This window comes from Nostoc sp. FACHB-892 (assembly GCF_014698795.1).
Taxonomy (GTDB): Bacteria; Cyanobacteriota; Cyanobacteriia; order Cyanobacteriales; family Nostocaceae; genus Nostoc.
In genome coordinates, this window is record NZ_JACJTR010000013.1 from 151,466 (window position 1) to 177,306 (window position 25,841).

The window sequence follows — 25,841 nt, forward strand, 5'->3', positions numbered from 1 at the left end:
TATATTGGGCGTAGTAGGTTGTCAATCAACAAATCAAGTTGTACCCACTCCTCCTAATTCGTAACAAAGTGTTGCTCCTGCTTTGGCAGAAAGTGCTTAAGCGCGTTCTTTACATATTGCAATCCTCTATTTAACTTGAGAGTCCCTTGGAATTTGTACAATGCAGCTGTGACTTTTGATCTTGTCGAGGTTGAGCGTTTAACAATAATTCATGAGCATTTCGACTTCTGTGCTGAGTGATCTGCTAAAGTCCCTACCATACTTGCGGCCCCAGCTATATTTTAAGGCTTCACTAACGGCGCTCTCCCATGCGATGGAAGATCAAGTTTTGGCTGCGACTTTAGCACAACCCCTTGTAATTGCTAGTTTCCAGCGAGAGCGATTTTACCGCCAAGAAGCTCATCGCTACCTGCGACTTGCTTTGCGGAGTAACCAAATATATGTATTATCTGCTCCAGAAACGGATTTCACCAACAGTTCGGAACACTACGAAAAGATCGCTTTTGAGCCAACGGATGGCTTAAGCCAAGAGTGGCATTTGGTAGTGATTGCCGACAATTATGCAACTTGTCTAGTTTGCCGGGAAAGCCTTGGTTCTATTGCTAAAAACAAGCAAATACCAGAACTAAGCCCTAGTCTGGATATAGACACAGCGCGAAGATTTGAGGGAGTTTGGACATCGGAAAGGGGAGTTAGCCTCAAAGCAGCTGAATTGCTATTAGACAGGATTTTGGTTTACAGACCAGAATTGGCAAGTAAAATTGAGGAGGCACGTCAGAGGTTTGGTATAGGAGAGCCGCGGAGCTACTCTGGAGCAGAACAGCTCAATGAATATGCTTGTGACATCGATACAGACCCCTTTGTACAGCGCTTAGTAACTTATTTGCAAGCTAGTCAGTATAAATTACACAAAGCCTACCGTTCTATTGCTGCCCAGGCACGAAAAGAACAATTAGTCAACTCGATTAGCACTGCTATTCGGCGATCGCTCGATCCTCACGAAGTTCTCCAGGTGGCGGCACAAGAATTAGGACAACACCTAGAAGCTTGTCGCTGTCTAATTTACCGCGCTCAAGCCGCAGATAACCAAGCCATAATTGAACACGAGTTTTTGAATCCCGGTATTTTATCTGTTCGTGGGCAAACTTGGGAATTAGAGAAAAATTCCCTATTTCAGGACATAGTGCAACAAGGCGAAGGAGTCTGTATTAGCGATACACTGAATGACCCTCGTGTTAGCAATTCGCCAGGACTTTCCTTGATCGCCAAAAAGTTTGCCATTCGTTCTTGGCTGATGGAACCAGTATTCTATCAGGGGCGATTATTAGGCATTGTGGAGTTACACTATTGCCGAATGCCACCGCATGAGTGCCAACCTGGGGAATTGGATTTGGTAAAAGCGATCGCTACCCAAGTGGGAGCCGCTCTCATCCAAGCGGAAGCTTACGCCAACCTAGAGGAACTTAACCAGCAGTTAGAAGCCTTAGACCGCACCCGCAGCAACCTCATAGCCATCACCGGGCATGAACTGCGTACCCCCCTATCCACCATTCAAGTGTGCCTAGAAAGCCTCGCTAGTGAGCCGGATATGCCCTTGGAGTTGCAGCAGGTCATGCTCAACACTGCTCTTTCCGATTCAGAGCGGATGCGAAAATTGGTACAAGATTTTCTTACACTTTCCAACCTGGAAAGCGGTCGAGTAGAATGGCACCCAGAATCCCTGAGTTTACAAGAGTGTGTAGATTTATCACTCAGCCGCAATCGTACTCGTTCCTCAGCGGAAAAGCCGCCTAAAATCAAAACTAAAATTGCCGACAACTTACCTCTGGTAAGAGCCGATGGTGATTGGCTAGTAGAGGTACTAGCAAAACTTATGGATAATGCTTGTAAATTTACGCCACCCCAAGGAGAAATCACCATTAAAGCGATCCAGAACAGGCATCAAATGGTCGAGGTGACTGTAGCTGACACTGGACGCGGCATCGAACCGAATCGTTTAGAAGTAGTTTTTGATCGCTTCTATCAAGAAGAGGGAGCGCTGCGCCGCACTACTGGCGGGACTGGACTTGGTTTAGCAATTTGCCGTCAAATTGTTAATGGCTGGGGTGGGGAAATTTGGGCAGAGTCAACTGGCAAAGACCAAGGTAGTCAGTTTCACTTCACCATCCCCATTGTTCAAAGTAGCAAAGAGGAAAAGCGGACAAAAGTTAGGAGTAAATAGGCATAGGGCATGGGGCATTGGTTTTGAACAAAGGCCTAATGACAAATGACTAATGACTAAAAACTGTTACAGTCTATGACGCGATCGCAATATGATCCTGGTTGCAGTGTTACGATTCCTTAAAAACGTTGAGAGAACGACTTTATGGCAGAAACACTCTCTGGACAAACCCCGCTATTCGGTGGCCACACTGGTGGCTTGCTCACAAAAGCAGCATTGGAAGAAAAGTACGCTATCACTTGGACTAGCCCAAAAGAGCAAGTTTTTGAAATGCCTACAGGTGGTACTGCTACTATGCGGAAAGGTGAAAACCTGCTGTATATAGCTCGTAAAGAATATGGAATCTTTTTGGGCGGTCAGCAACTCCGGAAACTCAAAATTAATGATTACAAAATTTACCGGATTTTACCCAACGGAGAAACCACTTTACTTCACCCAGCTGATGGTGTATTCCCTGAAAAGGTTAACCCAGGTCGTGACAAAGTGCGTTATGTAGACCGTCGTATCGGACAAAACCCCAGTCCCTCTAAAGTCAAGTTTAGCGGTGTTACTACCTACGACGCTCCGTAACTAGCTTTTACTAGCTAATGGGTAATTAGTAATGGGTAATTGGTAATATAAAAACCCATTACCCATTACCAATTACCAATTACCTTTGAAAAATAATGATGTTTCCGGATTTCTCCCAGTTTTGCACCCTAGCGCAACAAGGCAACTTCGTCCCGGTATATCAAGAATGGGTAGCAGACCTAGATACGCCCGTATCTGCTTGGTATAAAGTCTGTGCAGGTCAGCCCTATAGCTTTTTGTTGGAATCGATAGAAGGTGGGGAAAAACTAGGACGCTATAGTTTAGTGGGTTGCGATCCGCTTTGGGTTTTGGAAGCAAGGGGCGAGCATACGACCCAGTTAAACCGTGATGGTTCGCAAGTCGTTTTTGCAGGCGACCCTTTTACAGCTTTAGCCGAATGTTTAGCACCTTTTCACCCAGTTAAGCTACCACAGCTACCGCCAGGAATTGGTGGTTTGTTTGGGTTTTGGGGCTATGAATTAATTCGCTGGATTGAGCCGCGCGTGCCAATTCACCCACCAGATGAGCGAAATATCCCTGATGGGTTGTGGATGCAGGTAGACCACATCTTGATTTTTGACCAAGTGAAGCGGAAAATTTGGGCGATCGCTTATGCTGATTTACGTGACCCGAAAGTAGATTTAAAAGCAGCTTATCAACAAGCGTGCGATCGCGTCACCCAAATGCTTGAAAAGCTATCTCTACCGCTATCGCCAGAAAAAACCAGATTGGAATGGAAACCGCCAAGGAGCAAGGGAGCAGAAGAAGACACAGGTAGAGAGGCAGAGGAGTATAAGAGCGATTTTACCCGGCCTGATTTTTGTGCCAGTGTCCAAAAGGCCAAAGACTACATCAAAGCAGGTGATATTTTCCAAGTAGTAATTTCCCAGCGATTATCAACAGCATACACAGGCGACCCCTTTGCTCTTTATCGCTCCCTACGTCAGATAAACCCTTCGCCTTACATGGCTTACTTTAACTTCCAAAATTGGCAAATCATCGGTTCCAGTCCTGAAGTGATGGTGAAAGCTGAAACCGATTCCGATGGTGGAGTGATAGCAACGGTACGCCCAATTGCCGGGACGCGTCCACGGGGTAAAACTACTCAAGAAGATGCAGCCTTTGCCAAGGATTTACTCGAAGATCCCAAAGAAGTTGCCGAACATGTGATGCTTGTAGATTTAGGGCGCAATGATTTGGGGCGTGTTTGTCAAAATGGTAGCGTCAAAGTTGATGAATTAATGGTAGTTGAGCGCTACTCCCATGTAATGCACATAGTCAGCAATGTTGTGGGTAAATTAGCACTTGGTAAAACAGCATGGGATTTATTGAAAGCTTGCTTCCCAGCAGGTACGGTAAGCGGCGCACCCAAGATTAGGGCGATGGAAATTATCCACGAGTTAGAGTCTAGCCGTCGGGGTGTTTATTCCGGTGTGTATGGATATTACGATTTTGAAGGGCAATTAAATAGTGCGATCGCAATTCGCACAATGGTAGTCCATGATAATACGGTAAGCGTGCAAGCCGGTGCAGGTTTGGTGGCTGATTCTGAACCAGAAAAAGAATACGAAGAAACCCTGAACAAAGCCAGAGGTCTATTAGAGGCAATTCGTTGTTTGCGCTAAATATAGCGATTCCCACATGGGTAAGGTGCAGAAAAAATAATTAACCACATATAAACACGGATACTTGTAGGGACACGGCATTGCCGTGTCCCTCATTCAAGCGAGAATTGCTTAGTTTCGCCAACTAATTGCACACTGGTTCTTGTTGGTTAATTGTAAAACCGGGCTTGAGATAAGTACAGTAACAGTTCGATTTGCTGTATGAGAATCCAGACCAGACTTTGAAAGTTGATTTATCAATATTGTTCTATTTTGAATTACATAGGCTTTAGTTTGAACTGCAAGATGTTTGGAAACAATTTGTGCTACTTCTAAACCTACGTATCCACAATACCTAGACAAATTGGGAAGCTTTATAAATCCAATTAACATCAAACTTTTTCCAAAGCTAACAGAATTTTTTAAAGTATTGAAAAGTGAAAAAAAGTCCTGGTATTCAAATCCAAGACCTTCGTTAAAGCTACGACACACTAGAAACGAACAAACTTGCTCATCCCAATTGGCTGAAGTAAATCCCCCAAAGAATTCCAGTTGCTCCAATAGCAATTAAGAGGTTAGTAAAAAATCTGCCGAATTCAATTTCTTGTCCCAGCCCCTTGTCGTCTTTACCAGCAGTGAAAAACAGTGACCACGCTTGATTTGCATTAATGGTCTCAAAGTTATTGAAATCAGGTCTAAAAACGACTGATCCAATCAAATCTTTTCTGGAGTAATCAAAATCTGTTTTCATAAGTTTGCCTCTAAATTGTTTTATTTGTCAACTAAAGAAAATTCGTAAATCTGACGTGTCTCCTCTAAAGGTTGGTTAACCATCCAACCAAATCGTTTCCGGTGAAAATTTCCAAGGCTATGAGTGAGATAAAACCAATCATTGCCAAACGACCATTTAATTTTTCAGCATATTTGGTAAAGCCTGTCTTTGGGGTTTCATCAACATAAACCTTGGGTTCAATCGTAAATCTATAGAGTTGGCCGCGCTCATTAATAGTAAAGCCTCTATTTGTTAAGCTGATACGCGCCTAAATTGTATAAACACTCTTTACGGTCGTTAACTGTTAACTGTTGACGGTTATCAGTCATCGGTCATCAGCCTTTATGTAAATGTTCAAGTTAAATGCAACAGATTATCTTTTACTCTTTGCTTTTGTTATCTGTAAACGAATATTAACTAATGTAAATATTTTTCACAAGTACTTGACATAAATAAAAAAGTAGTAAAAACCGTACCAAGCAAGTAGAGTATTTTGGATGCGTGCGCCAAGTGAGGGTGTTTACAACAGTCTGTGACGCTCAAACGCAAGAGCGTTTCGCACAATAAGTTTGCAATTATGCATAATCTGTTTTAAACAAAACTTGTATTTTATATAAATAGAAATTATCAATTTATAACTGAGAAAGTATTGCTTATTTGTAACGAAATTGTTATGTTTCTTTACATAAAGACACAAAAACAACATTAATGCGTTAAACCACAGTTGATTAAAGCTTTCTAGATAACTGTGCAGTTAAGCCTGCAATGTGCTTTGCCGAGTATTCAAACTCATAGGCAACAGAATCACTATGCCTTTGGTAAAGGCTAAACGCATCTTTCTTCCGTCTTTGCATATTTGATTTTCACATTCGATAGAACTGTAATTTTCTTTTGGGAACTTTTGTTATGTCTTTTACCATCCAGTCGGCTCAAAGTATTTTTCCCGGAACTCTAGTTGCTGACCTTGTTCCAAACATTGTCGAATCATTTTCTCAGCTCAATGCTGAAGATCAACTAGCATTACTCTGGTTTGCCTATACCGAGATGGGTAGAAGTATTACAGTTGCCGCTCCAGGAGCAGCTAACATGATCCTTGCACAAGGCTTACTCGAACAAATTAAGCAGATGCCTTTTGAGGCTCAAACGCAAGTCATGTACGATTTGGCTAACCGTGCTGACACTCCCCTGTGTCGTTCTTATGCATCCTTCACGGTGAACATCAAATTGGGCTTTTGGTATCAGTTAGGAGAATGGATGGCCCAGGGAATTGTTGCTCCTATCCCAGAAGGCTACAAACTTTCTCCTAAAGCTGCTGATGTGTTGCAAGCCATCCGCAATGCTGATTCAGGTCAACAAATTACAATTCTACGTAATACCGTAATTAGCATGGGATTTGACCCAAATGCTCCCGGTAGTTACAAAAAAGTCTCAGAACCTGTTGCTCCTCCCACTGCACCAGCGTTTCGGACTAAAGTCACCATTGAGGGCATCAATAATCCTACGGTGTTGGGCTATATCAATAACATGAATGCCAATGACTTTGATGCTGCGGTTGCTCTGTTTCTCTCTGAAGGTGCCTTGCAACCCCCCTTTGAAAGACCAATTATTGGTCAAGAGGCAATCCGCGCTTATATGCGTGAAGAATGCCAGGGATTGAAGATGATCCCAGAGCGTGGTATATCTGAGCCAGTGGAAGATGGCTATACCCAAATTAAAGTCACAGGCAAAGTTCAAACCCCTTGGTTCGGTGCCAGTGTTGGGATGAATATTGCATGGCGGTTTTTGCTAGATCCCCAAGATAAAATCTTCTTCGTAGGGATTGACTTGCTTGCTTCTCCTAAAGAACTGCTCAACCTAGTACGTAAATAAACCACTCTTGTAGAGGCACGGTATGCCGTGCCCCTACTGTGATTTAACGAGTAGATACTGTAGTTTTCAGGTGAGAAATGGAGATTTTGGGAGGCGGGCTGTATGGATGCTGATGAACTTCTCAAACGCTATTGTGCAGGAGAGAGAAATTTCACTCAAATAAGTCTGCACTTAGTTAACCTCAGCGAAGTTTGTTTAGCTGGAATTAATTTGAATAGAGCTAACTTAGCTAACGCGACTTTATCACAGACTAACCTGCGCGGAGCAAATCTGATCGAAGCAAATTTGACTGCGGCGGCTCTTTGGAGAACCGACTTCAGTGGAGCAAACCTGATTTTGGCAAACCTCAAGGCTGCTAATTTAATACGGGCAACTCTCAGTCAGGTGGATTTGCATAAGGGAATCCTTGTGAAAGCAGACTTACGTTTAGCAGACTTACATGGTGCTGACCTCAGTGGCGCAAACTTGGCTGGAGCAGACTTACGCTATACCAACCTCAGTGGTGCAAACTTAGCTGGGGCAAATCTCAGTGGTGCAAACCTGACTGGGGCAAACTTGAGCAATGCAGACCTGAGTCATACCAGCCTTGCCAAAGCTATTTTGTACAAAACTGATCTAAGTAACGTTGATTTTTCAGAAGTAGACCTGACCGAGGTCGATTTGCACCACTGCTTGTTTAATGGAGTCACCCTAACTGAACGAAGCTTAATTGAAGCGGGTTGAGCGTCGCTACGGTCTAATTAAAAATCGAAAATTTAATAAATCAGTCTTTCATTCTTAACGCTACACAAAAGTTCCCACACTCAATATACTCATAGGGTGGGTATGAATAACGGGGGTTGAGGATTGCATCTGGAATTGATTTAAAACATAAGTTAAAACAAATTCCAGATGTATGACGAATCCCCAATTATTTTCTTTTGAGACTTTATCACAATATATATTTTATATATTTAAGGATGATGTAGCTTTAGTAGAGGCGATCGCTACCCAAGTTGGAGTCGCCTTAATGCAGGCACAGGCTTATTCGCCAACTGGTAGACTTGGAGCGCACTCAAAGTAGCTTGATTGCGATCGCAAAAGCGGACAAACCACAGTCCGGCATTTGCATTTGTATGTATGAAGAGTTTTGAAATCATGAAACTTTCAGTTAACCTGAAGAGTCATTGGGCATCGGGTATGAGAAGAAGGGAAGTAAATTCTCCCTTGTTCCCTCACCTCCCGTATGCTTACCCTTTTCATTCGGGGGTTACGTAGTTAACAATGGGTTGAATGTTTTTCAAATCATCCAATCTTATGGCTAGAACTGCAAATGAATATGCCGTATACCTCCTACTGGAAAGCGGTCATCGGGAAGAAGTACGCTTTCCTACTATTCAAGAGTTTCAGAAATGGTATAGCGGCGAACTTGTGCCAAAGTCTGCTTCTAATGACTTTATTAGCGTACCGATCAAAAATATTCAAGGGGAATATATGGTAGTACGCCCTTCTCGGATTGTGGCAATCCGGGTAGAACCAATTTTTAGTTCCAGTGTTGAAAGATTCAACTAAATGATGAGAAAAACCCTTGCTTTGCTTTCCTTAAGTCTGGGAATCGCCCTTGTAAACAACCCTCTCTGGTCTTCTGTTGCTCAGGTTCCTAACTTACTGCCGTTGCCAGTACCCACCGCCCCTGATCTCCCTCTGCCAGTACCAACCATTCCTGATGTAACGCCACCGCTAAAACCAATCGCTATCGGAACCGATTGTACGCCCCAGCACGCTTGCTTGGGTTGGGATGAGCAACTGTGGGGTCAAAGGGGTAAAACAGGCGTTGGCGCTTCGTCCACCGAAGGTGATCGCAAAGCACTGTTGGCTTCCATTGATAACAGTTTGCTTTACTTAACAAAGAAAGAGGCGATCGCAGCATATCAAAATTATCCAATTCGAGAAATTACCCTTGATCGCGTCCGCCGGAGTTTGGTACGTTTTCGCCAACTAGTTGTCAGTTCTAAGTCAGCAGCGCAACTACAAGCTGCTGTCCGCCGTGAGTTTGTCTTTTACCAGTCTGTAGGTAACGATGGCAAGGGTACTGTTAAATTCACTGCTTACTACGAACCTATTTACACCGCTAGCCGTGTCAAAACTGCAATATATAAGTATCCTCTTTATCGGCTACCACCTAATTTCAGCCAATGGTCCAAACCCCACCCCAAACGAATTGATTTGGAAGGGAAGGATGGTTTAAAAGGGAACAAGAGCAAATTGCGCGGTTTAGAAATGCTTTGGTTTCGCGATCGCTTAGATGCATATATGGTACATATCCAAGGTTCTGCCCAAATTAAATTAACTAATGGCAAAAGAACATCAATTGGCTATGCAGGTGGAACTGATTACCCTTGGACTAGTATCGGCAAAGAACTAGCCAAAGATGGCAAACTTCCACTGGAAGGATTGACAATGCCACGTTTGATTAGTTATTTCCGGGGAAAGCCGCAGGAGTTAAGCAATTATCTGCCACGCTGGGAACGATTTGTTTTCTTTCAGGAAACAAGTGGTAGACCAGCTACTGGTAGTATTCATGTGCCAGTAACAGCAGAACGTTCCATTGCTACAGATAAGTCTCTCATGCCTCCGGGAGCGCTAGCGCTAATTCATAACTCGTTTCCCTATCCCGTCAGTGGTGGCAAATTACAGAAGCGTATTGTCAGCCGCTTTGTACTTGACCAAGATACAGGAAGTGCCATCAAAGGTCCGGGCCGGGTGGATTATTTCATGGGTTCTGGTAAACTAGCAGGCGATCGCGCTGGTATCACAGGCGGTAATGGTTCACTATATTATTTGCTGCTCAAAGAATAGGGAATAGGGAATAGGGAATAGGGAATAGGGAATAGTTTTCCCAGCCCCCACTCCCCACTCCCACCTAATATGGTGGATAAGCAAAATCATCTTCATCGGCATAAACGTAAGAGTTAGAAACTCCTGCCATTGCCAATTTAGGCGTTTCTGATTTCACAAGTTCCTTTCCAAAATCTTTGTATTCTTCAAAAGTCTTGCAAATCATTGCAGACTCAAGAGAATCGGAAGCAATTAAATATTGTGTTAAAGTCCCTACCGTGGGATGTTTGTAGTCTACAGTTGAAGCTACCAGAACTGTATTTGGTTCAATACCTCTTTCTTCGCACTCAATTATGGGGCAAAAAATCCCGTGAGCGTGGAACAATGGCCCTTTGGGTGCCAAGGGTTGCTTGCGATAAACAGCATAAGTTTTTTCTAGTTCAGCAACGAATCCACTAACTACTTTGCCTTGTTGATATTCGCAGTAGGTTTTGCTGAAACTCGCTCCGGCTGCACCATTAAGAGTTAGCTGTAGTGGTGATTCATGTAAAAACTTTTTATTTTCACCCACTATAAAAATTAGATAGCGAGTAAAGGTTTTAAATTTAAGTTTGTCTGCTAAAAAAGCATCATAATTCTCTTTGAGCGTACCTAGCTTCAGACCACTTTCCCGGTCTTTGACAGACAATGGTCCCCGACGCACTAAAACCAAACGTGGAGTAGTGCTAATAAAAACTGTTTCAACTCCAGAGCTAAATTCATGCTCTACCTGCTGCCAATTCTCATCTGGCACAAAACCGACAGCATTAGCATTATCTAGCTTAATCGCCAAACCGTGGGATTGCATACCATCTGTGCCATACCGAGGATTAATCATCTGACACCAGGGGATGACTTGAGAAGGCGGTGCATTAAATTTCTCGTCTTCAAAGTCGAAATTAGCAGATGCTTTCATCGTTTTAGGCTATCAAAGTGTTTTATTGAACAAGTTTATCGGCACGCTGATCCTGGAGAACCAGAAGCAGAACTTGGTACGTCGCCCTTAAAAGAAGGCTGAACGTAGCGTCAAACTGACGTAGTAGTTTTTCCAGATTAAGGCAGAATTAATCTATGTTGCAATCCCTGTATCGTTTTGTAACAACAGATCCTTATCGAAACAGTACTAGGCGCTGAGTACTTATTGCTCAGTATTATTTCGGTGAACTCAAAGTAGCAAGAGTCTTTAAATCCGGCACTTCTAAGTCAGGTTGACTTATTGCTGATCCTGCGGGGCTAACTGCTTTTTGAACTGCTCGACGGTTTACCCAGACTGTTGATAGTCCCAGAGATTTGGCTGTAACGATATCGTGATATACACTAGCAGCAACGTGTAATATCTGGTCTAACGGCAAATCAATTCTTTCTATAGCCAGTCTGAAGTTGTTTAAGGAGGGTTTGTAGCTTTTTGCCTGTTCTGCTGTAATTATCTGATCGAATTTTATCTCCAAGTGCTTTGCCGAGAAAGCAAAGAGATCGTCATCTACATTTGAGATAATAACCAGCTTAAAGTTTTGCTTTAAGACTCTAAGTGCCTCAACTGTATCCGGGAAAGGCAGCCAATGCTGAATCGAATCAGCAAGTGAACTTAGTTCGTCAGCAGTTGGTGCAAAGCTAAATTGTTCACCAAATTTCTGGACTACTCTCTTCAAAACTTCTCGATATTTGATATAATCACCATTTTCTAGTTCTGCTTCAAACTCAGCAAAAAGTTCAAGAATTTGATCGTCATCCAAATTAGTGTTATGTGCTATTAGAAGTGGTTTTAGCACGCCTAAGATGCCGTTCTCCCAATCGATTAGAGTTCCGTAACAATCGAAAGTTAAAGCCTTGTACTGATTAAAGTCAGTCATTTTTCACACTCCAGGTCTTGATTAATTATGTTCAGTTTTCACAAACCAAAAGACGAGCGAACCCATCTGCGTTGGCGCAGCCCGCCGCAGGCATCGCTATATTTGCCGCTCTTAAAGCCTCTGAACATTTCTTCTATATCAAAGCATTTAAGTAGGTAGACAATAAAAGACTAAAGTGTATGAATACAAGTAAGTAGATTTGCACAACAAAACTAAACCTTACATCTTGCACCTGGAAGTATGAATGTAAAAACTACAACTACGTGCAAAGAGAGCTAGGCGTTCAATTTCAAGTAAAAGAAGAGACACGACTATTTGGGCAAAGATAGACTATAAAGCAGTTTTTGCTTTTAACTGGGGCATTAGTGGCGTTGAACTAAGATGGGTAAAAAATAAGGTAAGCTAGCAAATTTGATACAGTCGGTACGCACAAGCTGTAATTTTATCTGCGTAAGCATACTATGTATTAGAAAAATAATCATACAATCGTATATTTTTACATTATCATCAATAATAAACATCTCAAAGCCTTCTTATAAGGTACATACTAACTAATTCATGATGATTGCATTTACACCCTATAGCTTAGTCCAGCTATCTCCATCTCTATTTTGTAGCAAAAGTAGTATTTTACCTCCTGGAAGATATAGGAATGCATAATGAACCATGTGTGAGAAATTTTTCATTGATACTGAATCAACACATATTTCGTCTGACGAAGTAGTTGTGGAGACTGCTAATCGGACTTGGTTACATCAACCCGAACATCCGGGGATGGGCTATTCCTTTACTCAAAAGATGATTGATGCAGACACCTTAACTGAAACTCGAAAGCTTTTAAATAATGCAATAGTATGTGCTTGGTACGCAGTGAAGTCGGAGCGCAGACCACCAACTCTAACCCCTACACGTTGGGTATGGCGACTTGCAGGTTTTTACCATTTGTGCCATTCCACACCCCAACTGATGGAGGAAGCGCAAGAGCGCTTCGCTTCAGCAGATCGTCAGAGTTTGGCACAGTGGGCTGTACAGAAAGCCAGAGAAGAGGCAGGCCATGACCTACTCGCTTTACGGGATATTGAGTCGATGGGATATAGAGCCGAAGCTGTTGTGCAAGCACTTGTTCCTCCGGCTGCAAAAGCGTTGCTGGATTACTTCACCCAGAGCGTTCAGGGATCAGATCCAATTGATTGCGTGGGCTATTCTTATACAGCGGAACGTTTAGGGATATGTATAGGGATGGGTTACATCCAGAGTGTGGAAGCACTGCTACCACCAGGTATCACAGCTACTCGTTGCCTGCGCGCGCACAGTGCTGTTAGCACTGAGGTGGAACACGTAAAGGAAACGCTTGCAATGATTGCTGGTCTTACTTCTGAAGAACGTGTTCGCGTGGCGAAAGCTTGTTATCAAGCTGCATTGTTGCGCTTCAGCCCACCTGAGGAACCTTATATATCAGATGAGGAGATTCAGAATGTGTTAAAACCGCTAAAAGCTTAGAAATGATCTAAGAACCAAGCGCAACTTTTTTAAGACAACTGAGAAAGTGTACAAATTAGCACAGTTAAAAAAAGATAATGGAAACAGCAACAGCAAAAACTACAGCCATTGAGCAGCAATCTTTAAGTTCTCGTAATTCTGCTATCGAGCAGCAATCTTTCAGCCCTTATAATTCTGCTAGCAGCTTCAGCGACAGCAGCTTAGAGACTTTGGATGACATGGAGTTTGAGTTGGAAAGAATCATGTTTGAGGAATTCGCAAAAGGATTACCAAGCGATATCCCTATGGCTGATTTCTAGTTTCGGCTTATCTACATACTTTAATGATCAGGCTTGAGTTACTAGTTGATATCCCTCAATTGTTTAGCTTTTACTAAGGGTTTGAAGAAGCTCAGATACTAGTTAGATTCAAATACCGTAACAGTTAAACAGTTAGGGATTGACACTTTTGGGCAGAGAAAACCTGCTGTCTACTGACCTGACGTTTCAAAAATATATTGCTGTAGGTTCCTCCAAGCGGTGAAATCTTTACTGGTTTTATATAACTCCTTGCCAAGGCTGTTTTTCCTAAGCAATTGCCCCCAACCCTTTCAGAGTAGCAATAGTCGCAGTAGTTAAACCCGTAACCCCCCTAATATTCATTCCTTCATAAAATTTCTTAGCCTTCAAAGTTTTCAAGCACTTGCCCGTGTTGATATCCCAAAGTCGAATTGTCTCATCAGCGCCACTACTAGCCAGAGTTTGATTATCTGGGCTAAAAGCGATTGACCAGACCCAAGCTGAATGTCCATGTAACGTTCTTTTGCATTCACCTGTATCAACATCCCATAACTTAATTGTGTAATCGGGACTGCTACTAGCTATAATCTGACCGTTTCGACTAAAGACGACTGCTTTAACGATACCATTTGCACAAACCTGGAAAGTTTGGAGGCAAGCACCAGTACTAACACTCCACAACCGGATTGTTCCGTCATAGCTGGCGCTTGCCAGCAATTTACCATTCGGGCTAAAAGCAATTGACCAAACCCAATTCGTATGCCCTTCTAACGTTCCTTTACACTCACCAGTGCTGACATCCCACAACTTGACTGTCTGATCCCAAGCACCACTGGCTACAGTCTTCCCTTGAGGACAAAAGGCAACTGACTGGATTGCAGCACGATGCCCCTGGAAAGTTTGTAAGGCTTGTCCCGTATTAACATCCCACAACTTCACCGTACAGTCGTGACTGCCACTTGCTAAAGTTTGACCATCGGGGCTGTAAGCAACTGACCATACTAGAGCATGATGTCCCAGGAAAGTTTGTAAGGCTTGACCCGTATTGACATCCCACAACTTTACTGTTCTATCGTCACTGCCACTTACCAATGTTTGCCCTTTTGGACAAAACGCAACTGATCGAACCGCAGCACCATGCCCCTGGAAAATTTGCAAAGTTTTACTCGTATTAACATTCCATAACCTTACTGTGTGATCGTGACTACTACTTGCTAATGTCTGACCATCCGGACTGTAAGCAACTGACCAAACTTGGCTAGTATAACCACTGAAAGTTTTGAGACATTGACCAGTATTAATGTTCCATAGCTTTACTGTTTGGTCTTCACCGCCACTGGCGAGAAGATCCCCTTTCACACTAAAGACGACAGAGCATACCCAACCCGAATGTCCTTGAAGGGTTTTTAGACATTGCCCAGTCCTAAAGCTCCATAGCTTCACTGTGTGGTCGAAACTGCCACTAGCGATAATATTGCCTTGAGGATTAATGGCAACTGACCAGACCGCAGCATGATGCCCTTGTAGAGTTTTAATGCATTCACCAGTGTCAAAGTCCCATAACTTTACTGTCTGGTCATCACTGCTACTCGCTATTGTCTGACCGTCTGGACTTATAGTGATTGATCGTATTCCATCATCATGCCCCTGTAGAGTTTTGATACATTCGCCAGTGCTGACATCCCACAATCTAATTGTGTCGTCATCACTGCCACTCACTAGCGTCTGACCATCCGGATGGAAGACCGCAGAAATTACCCAACTTGTATGTCCCCGGAAAATTCTGAGACATTCAGTGGTGCTAACACTCCATAGTCTTATTATATGGTCATTACTGCCACTTACTAGCATATTACCATTTGGACTAAAGGCTACCGACCAAACCTCACTATTATTGTGTTCCGAAAAGGTTTGCAGGCATTGACCTGTAATGACATCCCACAATTTCACAGTAGAGTCAGCACTCCCGCTAGCAAGGGTTCTACCGTCAGGATTGAAGGCAAGTGATACAACCCAGTTGGTATGACCCTTGCAGTTGAGGATCTGTTTGCCATCGGCAGTATTTCGTAAGCAAATCTCACCATTGCTATCCCCCGTAGCCAAAAGTTTGCCGTCGGGGCTAAAGGCTACGGACAAAATACCACCGAAGGCTTCAGCAAAGACAGACTTAGCTAGATCAGCGTTTTGGAAATTTACATCATGCAATTTCACATTCCGCAAGTCTGCTTGCCAAACCGTCAGTTCAGAAAAATCATGACCCCTTAAATCTGTCTGTAGTTGACAAAGCAAATTAAGAATATTTCCACCTGTGTACCCTGGTTCTTGCGGCGATTCTTCCCGTAGCCTTACTAAAATTTTAGCTAGTCGATTTTCAATGCCTTTTTTACTTCTTAATCTAGTGAGCAGCTCATCAAGAACCGGTTTGAGGATGAGGCGAATTTGACCTTCTCTTATATAGTCTTTTGCACTCGCCTTGATCAAAGCGTGGCATCTAAAAAGTTCAATATTCTCAGTTGCAATTTCTTCACAGACTTGCTCTATGAATACCTGAGTCACATATTCTATGACTACAGGTTGTAGGGTGAAAGTTATTGCACTTTTCTCAACTAACGATCGCTTTCCCAGAGATTCGACAGCCTCCATTAGTTTTGCTTGCGGTACTTGTGATATAATATCATCTCGCAATTCTTGAAGCGCCATTGGCTCACGATTAATCGCTAGCCAATACATTATTTCCTTTTCTAAATCTGACAAACGCTCAAATTGCTGCTCTAAAATATCACGAATGTCGCCGAAAACAGCTGTGTCTTGTTGCAGAAATTCAGTCACATTACCATCAAAAACATCTTTAATGGTTGTGGCGACTATTTTTAGGGCTAATGGATTGCCTGCATAACGTTCAATCATTACTTTCCATTCATTCTCTGCCGCAGATAGCCCTTTGAGTTTTAAGATTTCTTGCCCTTCCACCACTTTCAAGCCACTCAGTAGTAATGAACGAACAGATAATGCTTCTCCTTCCAGTAATGCCACTTCTTTCGGTTTTTCACGACTAGTCAGCACTAAGCAGCTTTGGTGAGTTGCTTCTCCTACCCGTCTTAAAAGTTCACCATATTCCTCATATCCTTCTCGATAAAGTCCGGCTCGACTCCCACTGCGGAGAATTGATTCTGCATTATCAAGGATCACCAAACAGCGATGATTTTGTAAATAATAGAGTAGCCGCGATACCCTCTCACTAAAGCTTTCTGGTAAATTACCTTCTATTTCTTGTTCGTCAGATAGAAATTGGATTAGGTTACTTAGAATAATTTTAACAGGCGGTACTTCTCGTAGCGATCGCCAGATCACATACTCAAAGTTCTCCTGAATCTGTTGAGCAAACTTTACAGACAGCGCCGTTTTACCAATGCCTCCTATTCCCAATACTGCTATTAATTGGCAGTGTTCATTGAGGATCCATTGCTCTAGCGTGGTAAGTTCTTCTGTCCGTCCATAAAAAACTGAGTTGAAGATAGCCTCTCCCCAATCTAAGCGAGTATTTGAGCTTGAGTAGTCACTTTTATCTATTTTTAACTGAAAAGCTGAAAAAAGCTTTTCAATAGTCTGTTTGTCAACTCCTCCTTCGCGATTTAGTACTTTCGAGATAGTAGCGGAATATAACCCAGAGCGGACACTCATTTCTTCGAGAGTATACCTGTTTCCAAAATTTTCCTTTGCTTCTGACTGATGCTTTGCCTCCTTAATTTTTTGTAACCCCTTGGTAGTAAGTGCAACGCCACGCTTGCGTCTCCAATTCTGTAAAGTCATGTATTAACTCACGTTTGGGTAATCGCCTTTGATGATAAAAAATAATTATCCACTAGGTTGCTATAGATATGAAGTGATAGCTATCACAAATGAATAATCTCATGTTGCAGAGGATTTTAAAGAGGTCTATAGCCAAAATGTTTACTGATACAAGCCACCTTTGGCAATCCACTCGTTTCACTAATTCAACACCGCTTGCTCAACAAACAATCTGGTCTGTGCAGCATTGCTGACATAAGCCCTTCAACCGAAAGCTATTTGCATCATACGTAATGGCATATTAGTTACGTATGATACTATTTATTTCATACCTAAAATTATCAGTAATATATTTGGATCGTAAAGCTTAAGTTCAATCTCAAAATCTCGATTTTCACTGGTAAAGACGTTTCTGAATTGGCAAGCTTGATAAGGAAAGTTTCTATATATCTAGCTTATCAATCTATGAATAAAACTGCTGCACCTAAATTTCCCCATTTTGCAACCTCCAGTAAAAAAAGGGCGCTTAAGCGAATTACGTTAAACTTGACATCAGATGAAGCTCAGAACCTTGAGAAATATTGTGAACAGACTGGCAAACCAGCAATAGATGTAATTCGGGAACTAATTCAAGCCTTGCCTTAACCTAACTTTTCAGACTTGGCATGAAAAGTCCCAGTCTCAAAGAGTCATAGCTAAAGTACAGGGGTTGCACATTTGGACAAAGGTTTTTAATATTTACTTTGACAAAAGTAATTCAAGAGCGTTAATCATAGATTAGACCTCATCTAATGTAGTGTGGTATATTCCCAAGTCTTTTACCGCAGACTTGGGAGTATAGCAAGATTGTACAGGATCTTTTCTTGGCCTAAATCTAACCTTACTAATACCACCACAGTTCTTAAACTTTTTCTTAACCTTACTAACAGCAAAACACGCATCTTTGATCGCGATTGACTTAATTTGGTAGGAGACTGATTTACTCCATTCTGGTAGTCCATTTAATTAATGTCAGTTTTAATCGTTTTCCAGTAATTATCCTTTGGCTGAGGGTTCTATCTTTTGCTGTTCCTGTGCATACTACCATTTATGGGCGATCGCTTGAAACTGTTGTAAAGGTTGCGATCGCGATAATTCAGTCTCCTCACTTGTCGGTTAAGGGGTGGAATGACTGTGGTAATCGTAACTACTTATCCGGACATGATATGACAAATGATTAATGACAATTAAATATTTCGTTACAATCGGCGTGTGAGTAAGGTTAGGCATTCAAGAGTTATCAGCCATGAAATTGATTTCCGATCCACCGATTCCTGTAAAAATTCAAAAGATGAAGGAACGGGTGCGGTGGATGCATCCAAGTTTTGTGCAACGGGGAATTGATCAAACCTGCATGGTTATAGATGATGGCAGAGAAGATAGCCCAGAATTTTCGTTTATGGTTATCGGTGATTCCGGTACCCAATCCCATTATCGACAACACCCACAACGAAAAGTTGCTGAACTAATGCTGACTCACCGCGATGATTGCAGTTTTGTGTTACACACAGGCGATGTAATTTATGTGGTGGGTTCCCAAGAGTATTATTCAACAAACTTTATTGAGCCTTACCGCGAATTTCTTGTAGGTGGCGACAACCCAAAAGAAATTCTTTATGACCGCATGGTGTTTAACATACCATTCTTGCCAGTACTTGGTAATCATGATTACTACGATGTGCCGTTGATGTACCGTTTATTTACTGGAACAACATCTTCATTACGTCGCCTGTTGCGCTACAAAGATATCGAGATTGGTTGGCATGGTTCATATCAAGGTAATGCCTATGCACGGGCCTTTATGGACTATACAGGGGCGATGTCTTCCCCGGAATTGGAACGTCATTTAGATCAACATTATACTGCTAAGACTGACACAGGACGCTGTTTGCGTTACGAACCTGGACAGTTTACCCGCTTACCCAATCGTTATTACACTTTCCGTTACGGCGGGATTGACTTTTTCGCTTTGGATTCTAACACCTTTAATACACCATCACCCTTACCTGCAACTCAAGAGGGAGAAATTTACCGCCGGGAATTGCAAAAGCGTTGCCAAGAAATAGATCAAGAAGAATTGCAGATTTTGGGAATATACAATCGCCTCAACCCCGATAAACCCACCGAAGCGGAACAACTTGATGACCTAAGTGCCAAACTAGACCAAATAAACGAGATCAAAATCGATATTGAAAAACAATTGGCATCTCAGAAAATGCCTGCGATAGATTTTGAACAACTTGAATGGTTGCGTAGTAGACTCATCGAATCTTGGAACACCTCTGAAGTGCGTGGACGTGTAATATTTTTCCACCATCCTCCTTATGTTACAGAAACTACCAAGTGGAATCAAGCACAAACTTTGGCGGTTCGCCACCGCTTACGCTGGGTGTTTGAACAAGTTGCACAAACTCTTGGTTCTCTAATTAAAGAACGTCCTATAGTTGATTTGATTTTAAATGGTCACGCTCACTGTTTGGAGCATCTTTGCACAACTGATACCGGATTTGCTGACTCCCACATTAACTGTATTATCTCTGGTGGTAGCGGTCATCGTCCTCGCTATCAACGGCGAGAGGGGACTGAATTAATGGAGACTTTTGCTGATATTGCAGGTAAACCCATTCGGAAAGTGGCGGATTCAATGCTTTTTGTGGGTCGTTATGACTACAATTTCCAGAAGCGCCTGCCTTACTCATGCGTGCGGATTGATGTTTTAGATGGTTGCCCGCCCAAGTTTATCATCAGACCGCTTATTACTGAACGGGTTGAAAAAAAGTGGCATAATAGCGAACTTGAACCTTTTATGATTTAAACGAGATGCGATACCTACGGTGGTAAACTACGCGTCTTAATCACTCGAAAATCAAAATCCAGTTAAATCATGATTTTGGCTAACAAATATCTAGCATTTAACAAATGCACCTTTGCATCTGAGCAAAAGCTAGGTATATCCTAATTTTGAATAGAGTTTTGATAATTTCGGATTATGGCAGGACACAGTAAATGGGCAAATATTAAACGCCAAAAAGCGGTAGTAGATGCAAAAAAAGGAAAAACCTTCACTCAGTTATCGCGGGCGATTATCGTGGCGGCTAGAAGCGGCGTACCAGATCCGGCGCTGAATTTTCAACTTCGCACGGCAATTGAAAAGGCAAAGGCGGCGAGTATCCCCAATGATAATATTGAACGAGCGATCGCTAAAGGTGCAGGCACTTTTGGCGGGGATAATGTCATCTTTGAAGCAATTCGCTACGAAGGTTACGGCCCTGGTGGTGTAGCGATTTTAATCGAAGCCTTCACAGATAATCGCAATCGCACTGCTGCTGACTTGCGTGTAGCTTTTAGTAAAAATGGTGGCAATCTTGGTGAAACAGGCTGCGTTAGCTGGATGTTTGATCAAAAAGGCGTTTGTGTAATACAGGGCGTAGTTGACGAAGAACAGCTTTTAGAAGCATCCCTCGAAGGCGGTGCTGAGTCTTATGAAATGGCTGAAGATGAGATAGCTGAGGTATTTACTGACATAGGCAATTTAGAAACTCTTAATCAGACACTCAAGGATCAAGGTTTTAAGGTGACTGATGCCGAATTACGCTGGATTCCTAGTAATAGTGTAGAAGTCATTGATCCAGATCAGGCGCGATCACTTTTCAAGTTAATTGATACTCTAGAAGGCTTGGATGATGTGCAAAATATCACAGCTAACTTTGAAATATCAGAAGAATTGATGGCTCTGAGCATTTCTTAATAAAAATTTACTCAAAGGTAGCAGCGAGGTTTTTCAATAGTTTACTCCTCTAACTTGCCCATGAGGGCGCGATCGCGTCAAAATAAGAGTTAAGATGCTGTAACTTAACTTAACAATGACCATAACGCAGCTTGATCAAATTTCCCCTCAACCTACACCGCCAGACTTGCGGGGATATGAATATGATTTGGTAATTGTCGGCGGTGGGATTATTGGGTTAACTCTAGCTTCTGCCTTAAAAGATTCTGGTTTGAGTATCTTGCTGATTGAAGCCAAAGTAGCATCAGCCGCAGTAGCTAAGGGGCAAGCCTATGCAGTTCATCAGCTTTCGGCGCTAATTTACCAAGGAATTGGAGTTTGGGACAAAATATCGCCTCAAATCGCCAAATATTGCCGAGTTCGGCTTTCGGATGCCGATTATCCCAATGTGGTGGAATTTACTACAGATGATATAGATACAGCATTGGGTTATGTAGCGGAACACCAAGCGCTGTTGCAGCCTTTGCAAGAGTTTGTCCAAGATTGTCCAAATGTAACTTATCTATGTCCGGCTGAAGTGGTAAATACGCAGTATCAGCAGGATATAGTAGCGATAGATATTAAAATTGCTGATCAGTTACAGACAGTTCGTAGCAAATTACTGATAGCAGCAGATGGGGCGCGATCGCCAATTCGTCAAGCTGCTGGGATCAAAACATCTGGCTGGAAATATTGGCAATCTTGTATTGTAGCATTTGTCAAACCAGAAAAACCGCACAATAACACCGCTTACGAAAGATTTTGGTCTAGCGGGCCCTTTGCGATTTTACCTTTACCGGGGAACCGTTGCCGCATTGTGTGGACAGCTCCCCACGAAGAAGCAAAAGCTTTATGTGCTTTAGATGATGAGCAATTTTTAAGAGAACTCACCCGCCGCTATGGCAATCAGATGGGGAAATTAGAATTACTAGGCGATCGCTTTGTATTCCAGGTACAACTCATGCAAAGCGATCGCTATGTTCTCCCCCGACTAGCATTAATTGGTGATGCGGCGCACAATTGCCATCCTGTAGGTGGACAAGGTTTAAATCTGGGGATTCGGGATGCAGCAGCATTAGCGCAAGTTCTACAAGCAGCGCACCAAGCAGGTAAAGATATTGGTGATATTCAGATTCTTAAAGGTTATGAACGCTGGCGCAAGCTGGAAAACCTGACGATTTTAGGTTTCACCGATTTGTTAGATCGGATGTTTTCTAATAACTTATTACCTGTGGTGGTGGTTCGTCGCTTGGGTTTATGGTTTTTGCAGCGAGTACCTGTCTTAAAAGTGTTTATGCTGAAGTTGATGATTGGCTTGAAGGGACGGACTCCAGAATTAGCAAAACGATCAGGCTTAAAGGCTACACCATACCAGCTTGAAAAATCTGGTTTGGGGTGAGATTAAATTCAGGAAAAGTTTGGGAGACAATGCGTTCCCCGGAGGGGTTGCCGCAGGCATCGCTTTCTCGAAACTTACTTATTTGATATTCCTCATCAACCAAGTTACACACGGTGATTGTTGGTTGTTTGGGATTGCCGATAAAATTGCGTCCACCCAAGGCAGCATAATCGACAATCCAGTATTCAGGGATACCCATCTCTTCGTAATCAGCATATTTTAAATAGTAATCGTCCCGCCAGTTACTTGATACAACCTCAATTACCAAAGGTATCGATGCACCCAAACTAACGGTAGATTCTTTTTTCCATAAATTTTCGTTTGCCAGATTTGCACGATTTAGCACTAACACATCAGGGAAATAACCAGAATCTTTTTCAGGAGGTCTAACTATAACTTGGTTGGGGATGAAGTAGGGCAATCCTAGACGCTTGATTTCAACAGCAATTTTGATAGATAAAAATCCTTTTATTTCCTCATGTTCCCCTACTGGTTGCGCTATCTCAACAATATTTCCGTTATGTAGTTCATAGCGTACTTGTCGATTTTCGGGTAGCCAATCGACGAATTCCTCAAAGGTTACTAGCTTGGGTATGGCTTGAGTCATGACTTGTGAGAGTTAGTGCTTTGGAAATTTTATCTCTAATCTAGGCGACTTCGGATAGCTTTTCTGCTACGGATAAGAACCAGGGTATAAAATATCGTAGTTTTCACATCTTTCTGTCTAGAAAATGCCCACCCTAATTTTTGCATCTATGTCGAAGGAGGTTTGGGATGCAAAAAGAGGGTTCTACGAGGTGCGCTATTATGGATTCTGGAGTTAAGAGTATGGACAAGATTACTGCTAAGAGCTAGTACCCAAGATAGATGTAATAGTATTTAACATATGCTAATTACTCAGTACTATCAACCGTAGGATTGAAAATCAGTATTTTTCTACATAAAATTAAAAATCTAAAATTAAAAATTGGTAACACTGATGGTTAAGAGTGTTAAAGTTTCAGGAAATTCATCGGAACTTCTCAGCGGGTATTCATGCTGAAGAAACTACAAAAAAAGCAAATTTCGATAATTGCGGGTGCGGCACTGTTTGCCTTTTTAGCTGGGGCAATGGTATCAGCACCTGAGATTGGTAAAACCGTTGGACAATGGCTCAAACTGAGTCAGAATAAGGCAGAGGAAATATCTGATGCTAGTATTGCCCAATCAACCGTCCTTCCACTGATATCACAATCTTTGCCAGAACGGGCGGCGAAACTAGCAGAAATCGCAGGACAGTCGCCTTCGCCAGATCGAAATCGCGCTCGTTATCTTTTAGCGAGTGATTACATTGAAAGAACCCAAGCGAAAAAAGCACTGGCTTTACTGGACGGACTAGAGAGAGACTATCCTATCCTCGCGCCCTATATTTTGCTGAAACAGGCGCAAGCACAGGATATGCTAGGTGAGGATGGCAAAGCCTCGGATCTCAGGCAAAGCGTGCTGAAACTGTATCCCAAAGAAGCGGCGGCAGTGAAAGCACTATATCTGATTGCCCTACCGAAGCAACAAGAAATAGCGATCGCTCAATTTCCTTCCAACCCTCTGACTTGGGAAATTATTCGCAAACGCTTGCAAGAAAATCCCAATCAGCCACAATTACAATTGATTTTGGCTAAATATGCCTATGACCAACCTGGTATAGTGGGCGTTTTAGATCAGTTAGTAAAACAGCCTACCCTGAAACCCGAAGACTGGGAACTCATTGGTACAAGCTATTGGGAAAATAATCAATTTCTGAAAGCGGCGAATGCTTATGCCAAAGCACCGAATACACCCCGCAACCTCTACCGGACTGCACGAGGGTTACAGGTAGGGGGTAAAGATCGAGAAAAAGCGATCGCTACTTATAAACAATTGGTGCAACAATTTCCTAATGCTGAGGAAACTGGGATTGCACTACTACGGTTAGCAGAAACAGCAAAAACAGGTAAAGACGGCTTACCGTATCTTGACCAAGTCATTAGTAAATTTCCTAAACAAGCTGGTACTGCACTGGTACAAAAAGCCAAAACTCTCCAAACCCTCAAAGATCAAAAGTCAGCTAACGAGGCGTGGCAATTACTCATAGCCAAACACGGCAATTCTGATGAAGCCGCAGAGTATCGTTGGAGAATAGCCCAAGATAAAGCTAAAGCCAAAGATTACGTTGGTGCTTGGCAATGGGCAGAGCCAATTGTCACCAACAATCCTAATAGTATTTTGGCTCCAAGAGCAGGCTTTTGGGTAGGCAAATGGGCAGCTTCACTAGGGAAACAGCAAGAATCTCAAACTGCTTATGAGTATGTGGTTAGCGAGTTTCCCTACTCTTACTATGCATGGCGAGCAGCAACCATGCTGGGGCTAAACGTCGGCAACTTTGACAATGTGCGCGTCATGAACCCGGAAATAATCACACCTCAGCGTCCATTACCGCCTGCTGGTTCTGAGACTTTCAAAGAACTGTATCTGCTGGGTCAAGACCGTGATGCTTGGTTACAATGGCAAACAGAATTTCAGAATAAACTTCAGCCAACAGTAGCAGAGCAATTTACTGAAGGATTGGTGCGGCTGGCTAGGGGAGAAAATCTCATCGGAATTGACAAAATTTCTAAGTTGGAAGATCGGGAAACATCAGCTGAACAAGCTCAATATGAGACTCTCAGCAAACAGAGCAGCTACTGGCAAGCGCGTTATCCATTTCCCTATTTCCGAGAGATTCAAAAGTGGTCTACTGAGCGTCAACTTAATCCTCTGCTAGTCACCGCTCTGATGCGTCAAGAGTCACGGTTTGAGCCAAAAATCAAATCCGTTGCTGATGCTACTGGCTTAATGCAAGTGTTGCCGAGTACAGCTAAATGGATTGCCCCACAAATCAACGTGGATAGCAAAACAATAAACTTAGAGAACCCCAATGAGAACATCATGCTGGGTACATGGTATTTGGATCATACCCATGAGCAATATAACAACAACTCCTTGCTTGCGATCGCTAGTTATAATGCTGGCCCCGGTAATGTTTCCAAATGGCTGCAAACTCTAACAACACAAGATCCAGATGAGTTTGTTGAACAAATTCCCTTTGATGAAACCAAAAATTATGTGCGTCAAGTATTTGGCAACTATTGGAATTATTTGAGACTTTACAACCCTGAAATTTCAGGCATCGTAACAAAGTACTCAGCTACACACCCAAAATTGCCAACACAGTGATTTTACCCAATTTGATAAGCAAGTAGGGAGCAGAGAAAGCAAATATACTAGGCGCTTAGAAATCGCGGCTACACAAACCTACCCCGCAGGCTAGTTC

Annotated in this window: 22 protein-coding genes; 16 read left to right on the forward strand and 6 right to left on the reverse strand. The window is 42.6% G+C overall.

The genetic code is table 11. The annotated features are described in order from the left end of the window. The first annotated feature begins 211 nt into the window (after positions 1 to 211). The 3 genes from H6G96_RS18785 (at position 212) to trpE (ending at position 4,416) form a co-directional block, all read left to right on the forward strand. Entirely contained in the window at positions 212 to 2,221 is a 2,010-nt protein-coding gene (locus tag H6G96_RS18785) for a DICT sensory domain-containing protein (RefSeq protein ID WP_190912852.1), read from the forward strand. Positions 2,222 to 2,365: 144 nt separating this feature from the next. After that, positions 2,366 to 2,791 carry a photosystem I reaction center subunit II PsaD gene (locus H6G96_RS18790; RefSeq protein ID WP_190912853.1) on the forward strand — a complete coding sequence of 142 codons (426 nt, stop codon included), beginning with the start codon at positions 2,366 to 2,368 and terminating at the stop codon, positions 2,789 to 2,791. Positions 2,792 to 2,886: 95 nt separating this feature from the next. Further along, a complete protein-coding gene (gene trpE, locus H6G96_RS18795) occupies positions 2,887 to 4,416 on the forward strand; it encodes an anthranilate synthase component I (protein ID WP_190912854.1) in 1,530 nt (509 codons plus the stop codon). Between the two features lie 490 nt (positions 4,417 to 4,906). Here trpE and H6G96_RS18800 read toward each other — a convergent pair whose 3' ends face one another. Both H6G96_RS18800 and H6G96_RS41450 read right to left on the reverse strand, forming a co-directional pair. Next, positions 4,907 to 5,146: a hypothetical protein gene (locus H6G96_RS18800; protein ID WP_190912855.1), complete on the reverse strand. Its 240-nt coding sequence runs from the start codon at positions 5,144 to 5,146 to the stop codon at positions 4,907 to 4,909. A gap of 64 nt (positions 5,147 to 5,210) precedes the next feature. Beyond that, positions 5,211 to 5,402, reverse strand: a complete 192-nt coding sequence (locus tag H6G96_RS41450; protein WP_347242250.1) for a high light inducible protein — start codon at positions 5,400 to 5,402, stop codon at positions 5,211 to 5,213. Between the two features lie 671 nt (positions 5,403 to 6,073). On the opposite strand from H6G96_RS41450, the gene H6G96_RS18805 reads away from it, so the two are divergent. From H6G96_RS18805 to H6G96_RS18825, 5 genes are all read left to right on the forward strand, one after another. Then, entirely contained in the window at positions 6,074 to 7,036 is a 963-nt protein-coding gene (locus H6G96_RS18805; RefSeq protein ID WP_190728059.1) for an orange carotenoid protein N-terminal domain-containing protein, read from the forward strand. A gap of 102 nt (positions 7,037 to 7,138) precedes the next feature. Next, entirely contained in the window at positions 7,139 to 7,759 is a 621-nt protein-coding gene (locus H6G96_RS18810; protein ID WP_190912856.1) for a pentapeptide repeat-containing protein, read from the forward strand. A 172-nt stretch (positions 7,760 to 7,931) separates the two neighbouring features. Next, entirely contained in the window at positions 7,932 to 8,099 is a 168-nt protein-coding gene (locus H6G96_RS18815) for a hypothetical protein (protein ID WP_190912904.1), read from the forward strand. A gap of 233 nt (positions 8,100 to 8,332) precedes the next feature. Then, a complete protein-coding gene (locus H6G96_RS18820) occupies positions 8,333 to 8,587 on the forward strand; it encodes a hypothetical protein (RefSeq protein WP_190728057.1) in 255 nt (84 codons plus the stop codon). Positions 8,588 to 8,590: 3 nt separating this feature from the next. After that, complete coding sequence (locus tag H6G96_RS18825) at positions 8,591 to 9,874, forward strand: murein transglycosylase A (RefSeq protein ID WP_190912900.1); 1,284 nt, start codon at positions 8,591 to 8,593, stop codon at positions 9,872 to 9,874. A gap of 64 nt (positions 9,875 to 9,938) precedes the next feature. On the opposite strand, the gene H6G96_RS18830 is transcribed toward H6G96_RS18825, so the two are convergent. Continuing rightward, a complete protein-coding gene (locus H6G96_RS18830) occupies positions 9,939 to 10,808 on the reverse strand; it encodes a DUF5895 domain-containing protein (protein ID WP_190912857.1) in 870 nt (289 codons plus the stop codon). A gap of 235 nt (positions 10,809 to 11,043) precedes the next feature. Beyond that, positions 11,044 to 11,742, reverse strand: a complete 699-nt coding sequence (locus tag H6G96_RS18835; RefSeq protein WP_190912858.1) for a haloacid dehalogenase type II — start codon at positions 11,740 to 11,742, stop codon at positions 11,044 to 11,046. Positions 11,743 to 12,408: 666 nt separating this feature from the next. Between H6G96_RS18835 and H6G96_RS18840 the strand changes: the two genes are divergently transcribed. Both H6G96_RS18840 and H6G96_RS18845 read left to right on the forward strand, forming a co-directional pair. Next, positions 12,409 to 13,242, forward strand: a complete 834-nt coding sequence (locus tag H6G96_RS18840; protein ID WP_190912859.1) for a hypothetical protein — start codon at positions 12,409 to 12,411, stop codon at positions 13,240 to 13,242. Between the two features lie 77 nt (positions 13,243 to 13,319). Next, the gene (locus H6G96_RS18845; protein WP_190912860.1) at positions 13,320 to 13,541 is read left to right on the forward strand and encodes a hypothetical protein; all 222 of its coding nucleotides are present in this window, start codon (positions 13,320 to 13,322) and stop codon (positions 13,539 to 13,541) included. 267 nt (positions 13,542 to 13,808) lie between these two features. Here the strand turns inward: H6G96_RS18845 and H6G96_RS18850 are convergent, their stop codons facing one another. Continuing rightward, positions 13,809 to 17,330, reverse strand: a complete 3,522-nt coding sequence (locus tag H6G96_RS18850; protein ID WP_190912861.1) for an NB-ARC domain-containing protein — start codon at positions 17,328 to 17,330, stop codon at positions 13,809 to 13,811. A 444-nt stretch (positions 17,331 to 17,774) separates the two neighbouring features. Here H6G96_RS18850 and H6G96_RS18855 point away from each other — a divergent pair, with 444 nt between their 5' ends. The 5 genes from H6G96_RS18855 (at position 17,775) to H6G96_RS18875 (ending at position 22,513) form a co-directional block, all read left to right on the forward strand. Next, positions 17,775 to 17,954: a CopG family transcriptional regulator gene (locus H6G96_RS18855; protein WP_190912862.1), complete on the forward strand. Its 180-nt coding sequence runs from the start codon at positions 17,775 to 17,777 to the stop codon at positions 17,952 to 17,954. 428 nt (positions 17,955 to 18,382) lie between these two features. Further along, entirely contained in the window at positions 18,383 to 18,529 is a 147-nt protein-coding gene (locus H6G96_RS18860) for a hypothetical protein (RefSeq protein ID WP_190912863.1), read from the forward strand. A gap of 65 nt (positions 18,530 to 18,594) precedes the next feature. After that, positions 18,595 to 20,163, forward strand: coding sequence for a metallophosphoesterase (locus H6G96_RS18865; protein ID WP_190912864.1), 1,569 nt, complete (start codon positions 18,595 to 18,597; stop codon positions 20,161 to 20,163). A 174-nt stretch (positions 20,164 to 20,337) separates the two neighbouring features. Further along, positions 20,338 to 21,096, forward strand: coding sequence for a YebC/PmpR family DNA-binding transcriptional regulator (locus tag H6G96_RS18870; protein WP_190912865.1), 759 nt, complete (start codon positions 20,338 to 20,340; stop codon positions 21,094 to 21,096). 115 nt (positions 21,097 to 21,211) lie between these two features. Beyond that, on the forward strand, positions 21,212 to 22,513 hold the full coding sequence (locus tag H6G96_RS18875; protein ID WP_190912866.1) for an FAD-dependent hydroxylase: 1,302 nt from the start codon (positions 21,212 to 21,214) through the stop codon (positions 22,511 to 22,513). Here the strand turns inward: H6G96_RS18875 and H6G96_RS18880 are convergent. Continuing rightward, positions 22,476 to 23,120: a Uma2 family endonuclease gene (locus tag H6G96_RS18880; RefSeq protein ID WP_190912867.1), complete on the reverse strand. Its 645-nt coding sequence runs from the start codon at positions 23,118 to 23,120 to the stop codon at positions 22,476 to 22,478. The two genes, H6G96_RS18875 and H6G96_RS18880, sit on opposite strands and share 38 nt — an antisense overlap. A gap of 428 nt (positions 23,121 to 23,548) precedes the next feature. Here H6G96_RS18880 and H6G96_RS18885 point away from each other — a divergent pair, with 428 nt between their 5' ends. Continuing rightward, complete coding sequence (locus H6G96_RS18885) at positions 23,549 to 25,744, forward strand: transglycosylase SLT domain-containing protein (protein ID WP_190912868.1); 2,196 nt, start codon at positions 23,549 to 23,551, stop codon at positions 25,742 to 25,744. Positions 25,745 to 25,841 lie beyond the last annotated feature (97 nt).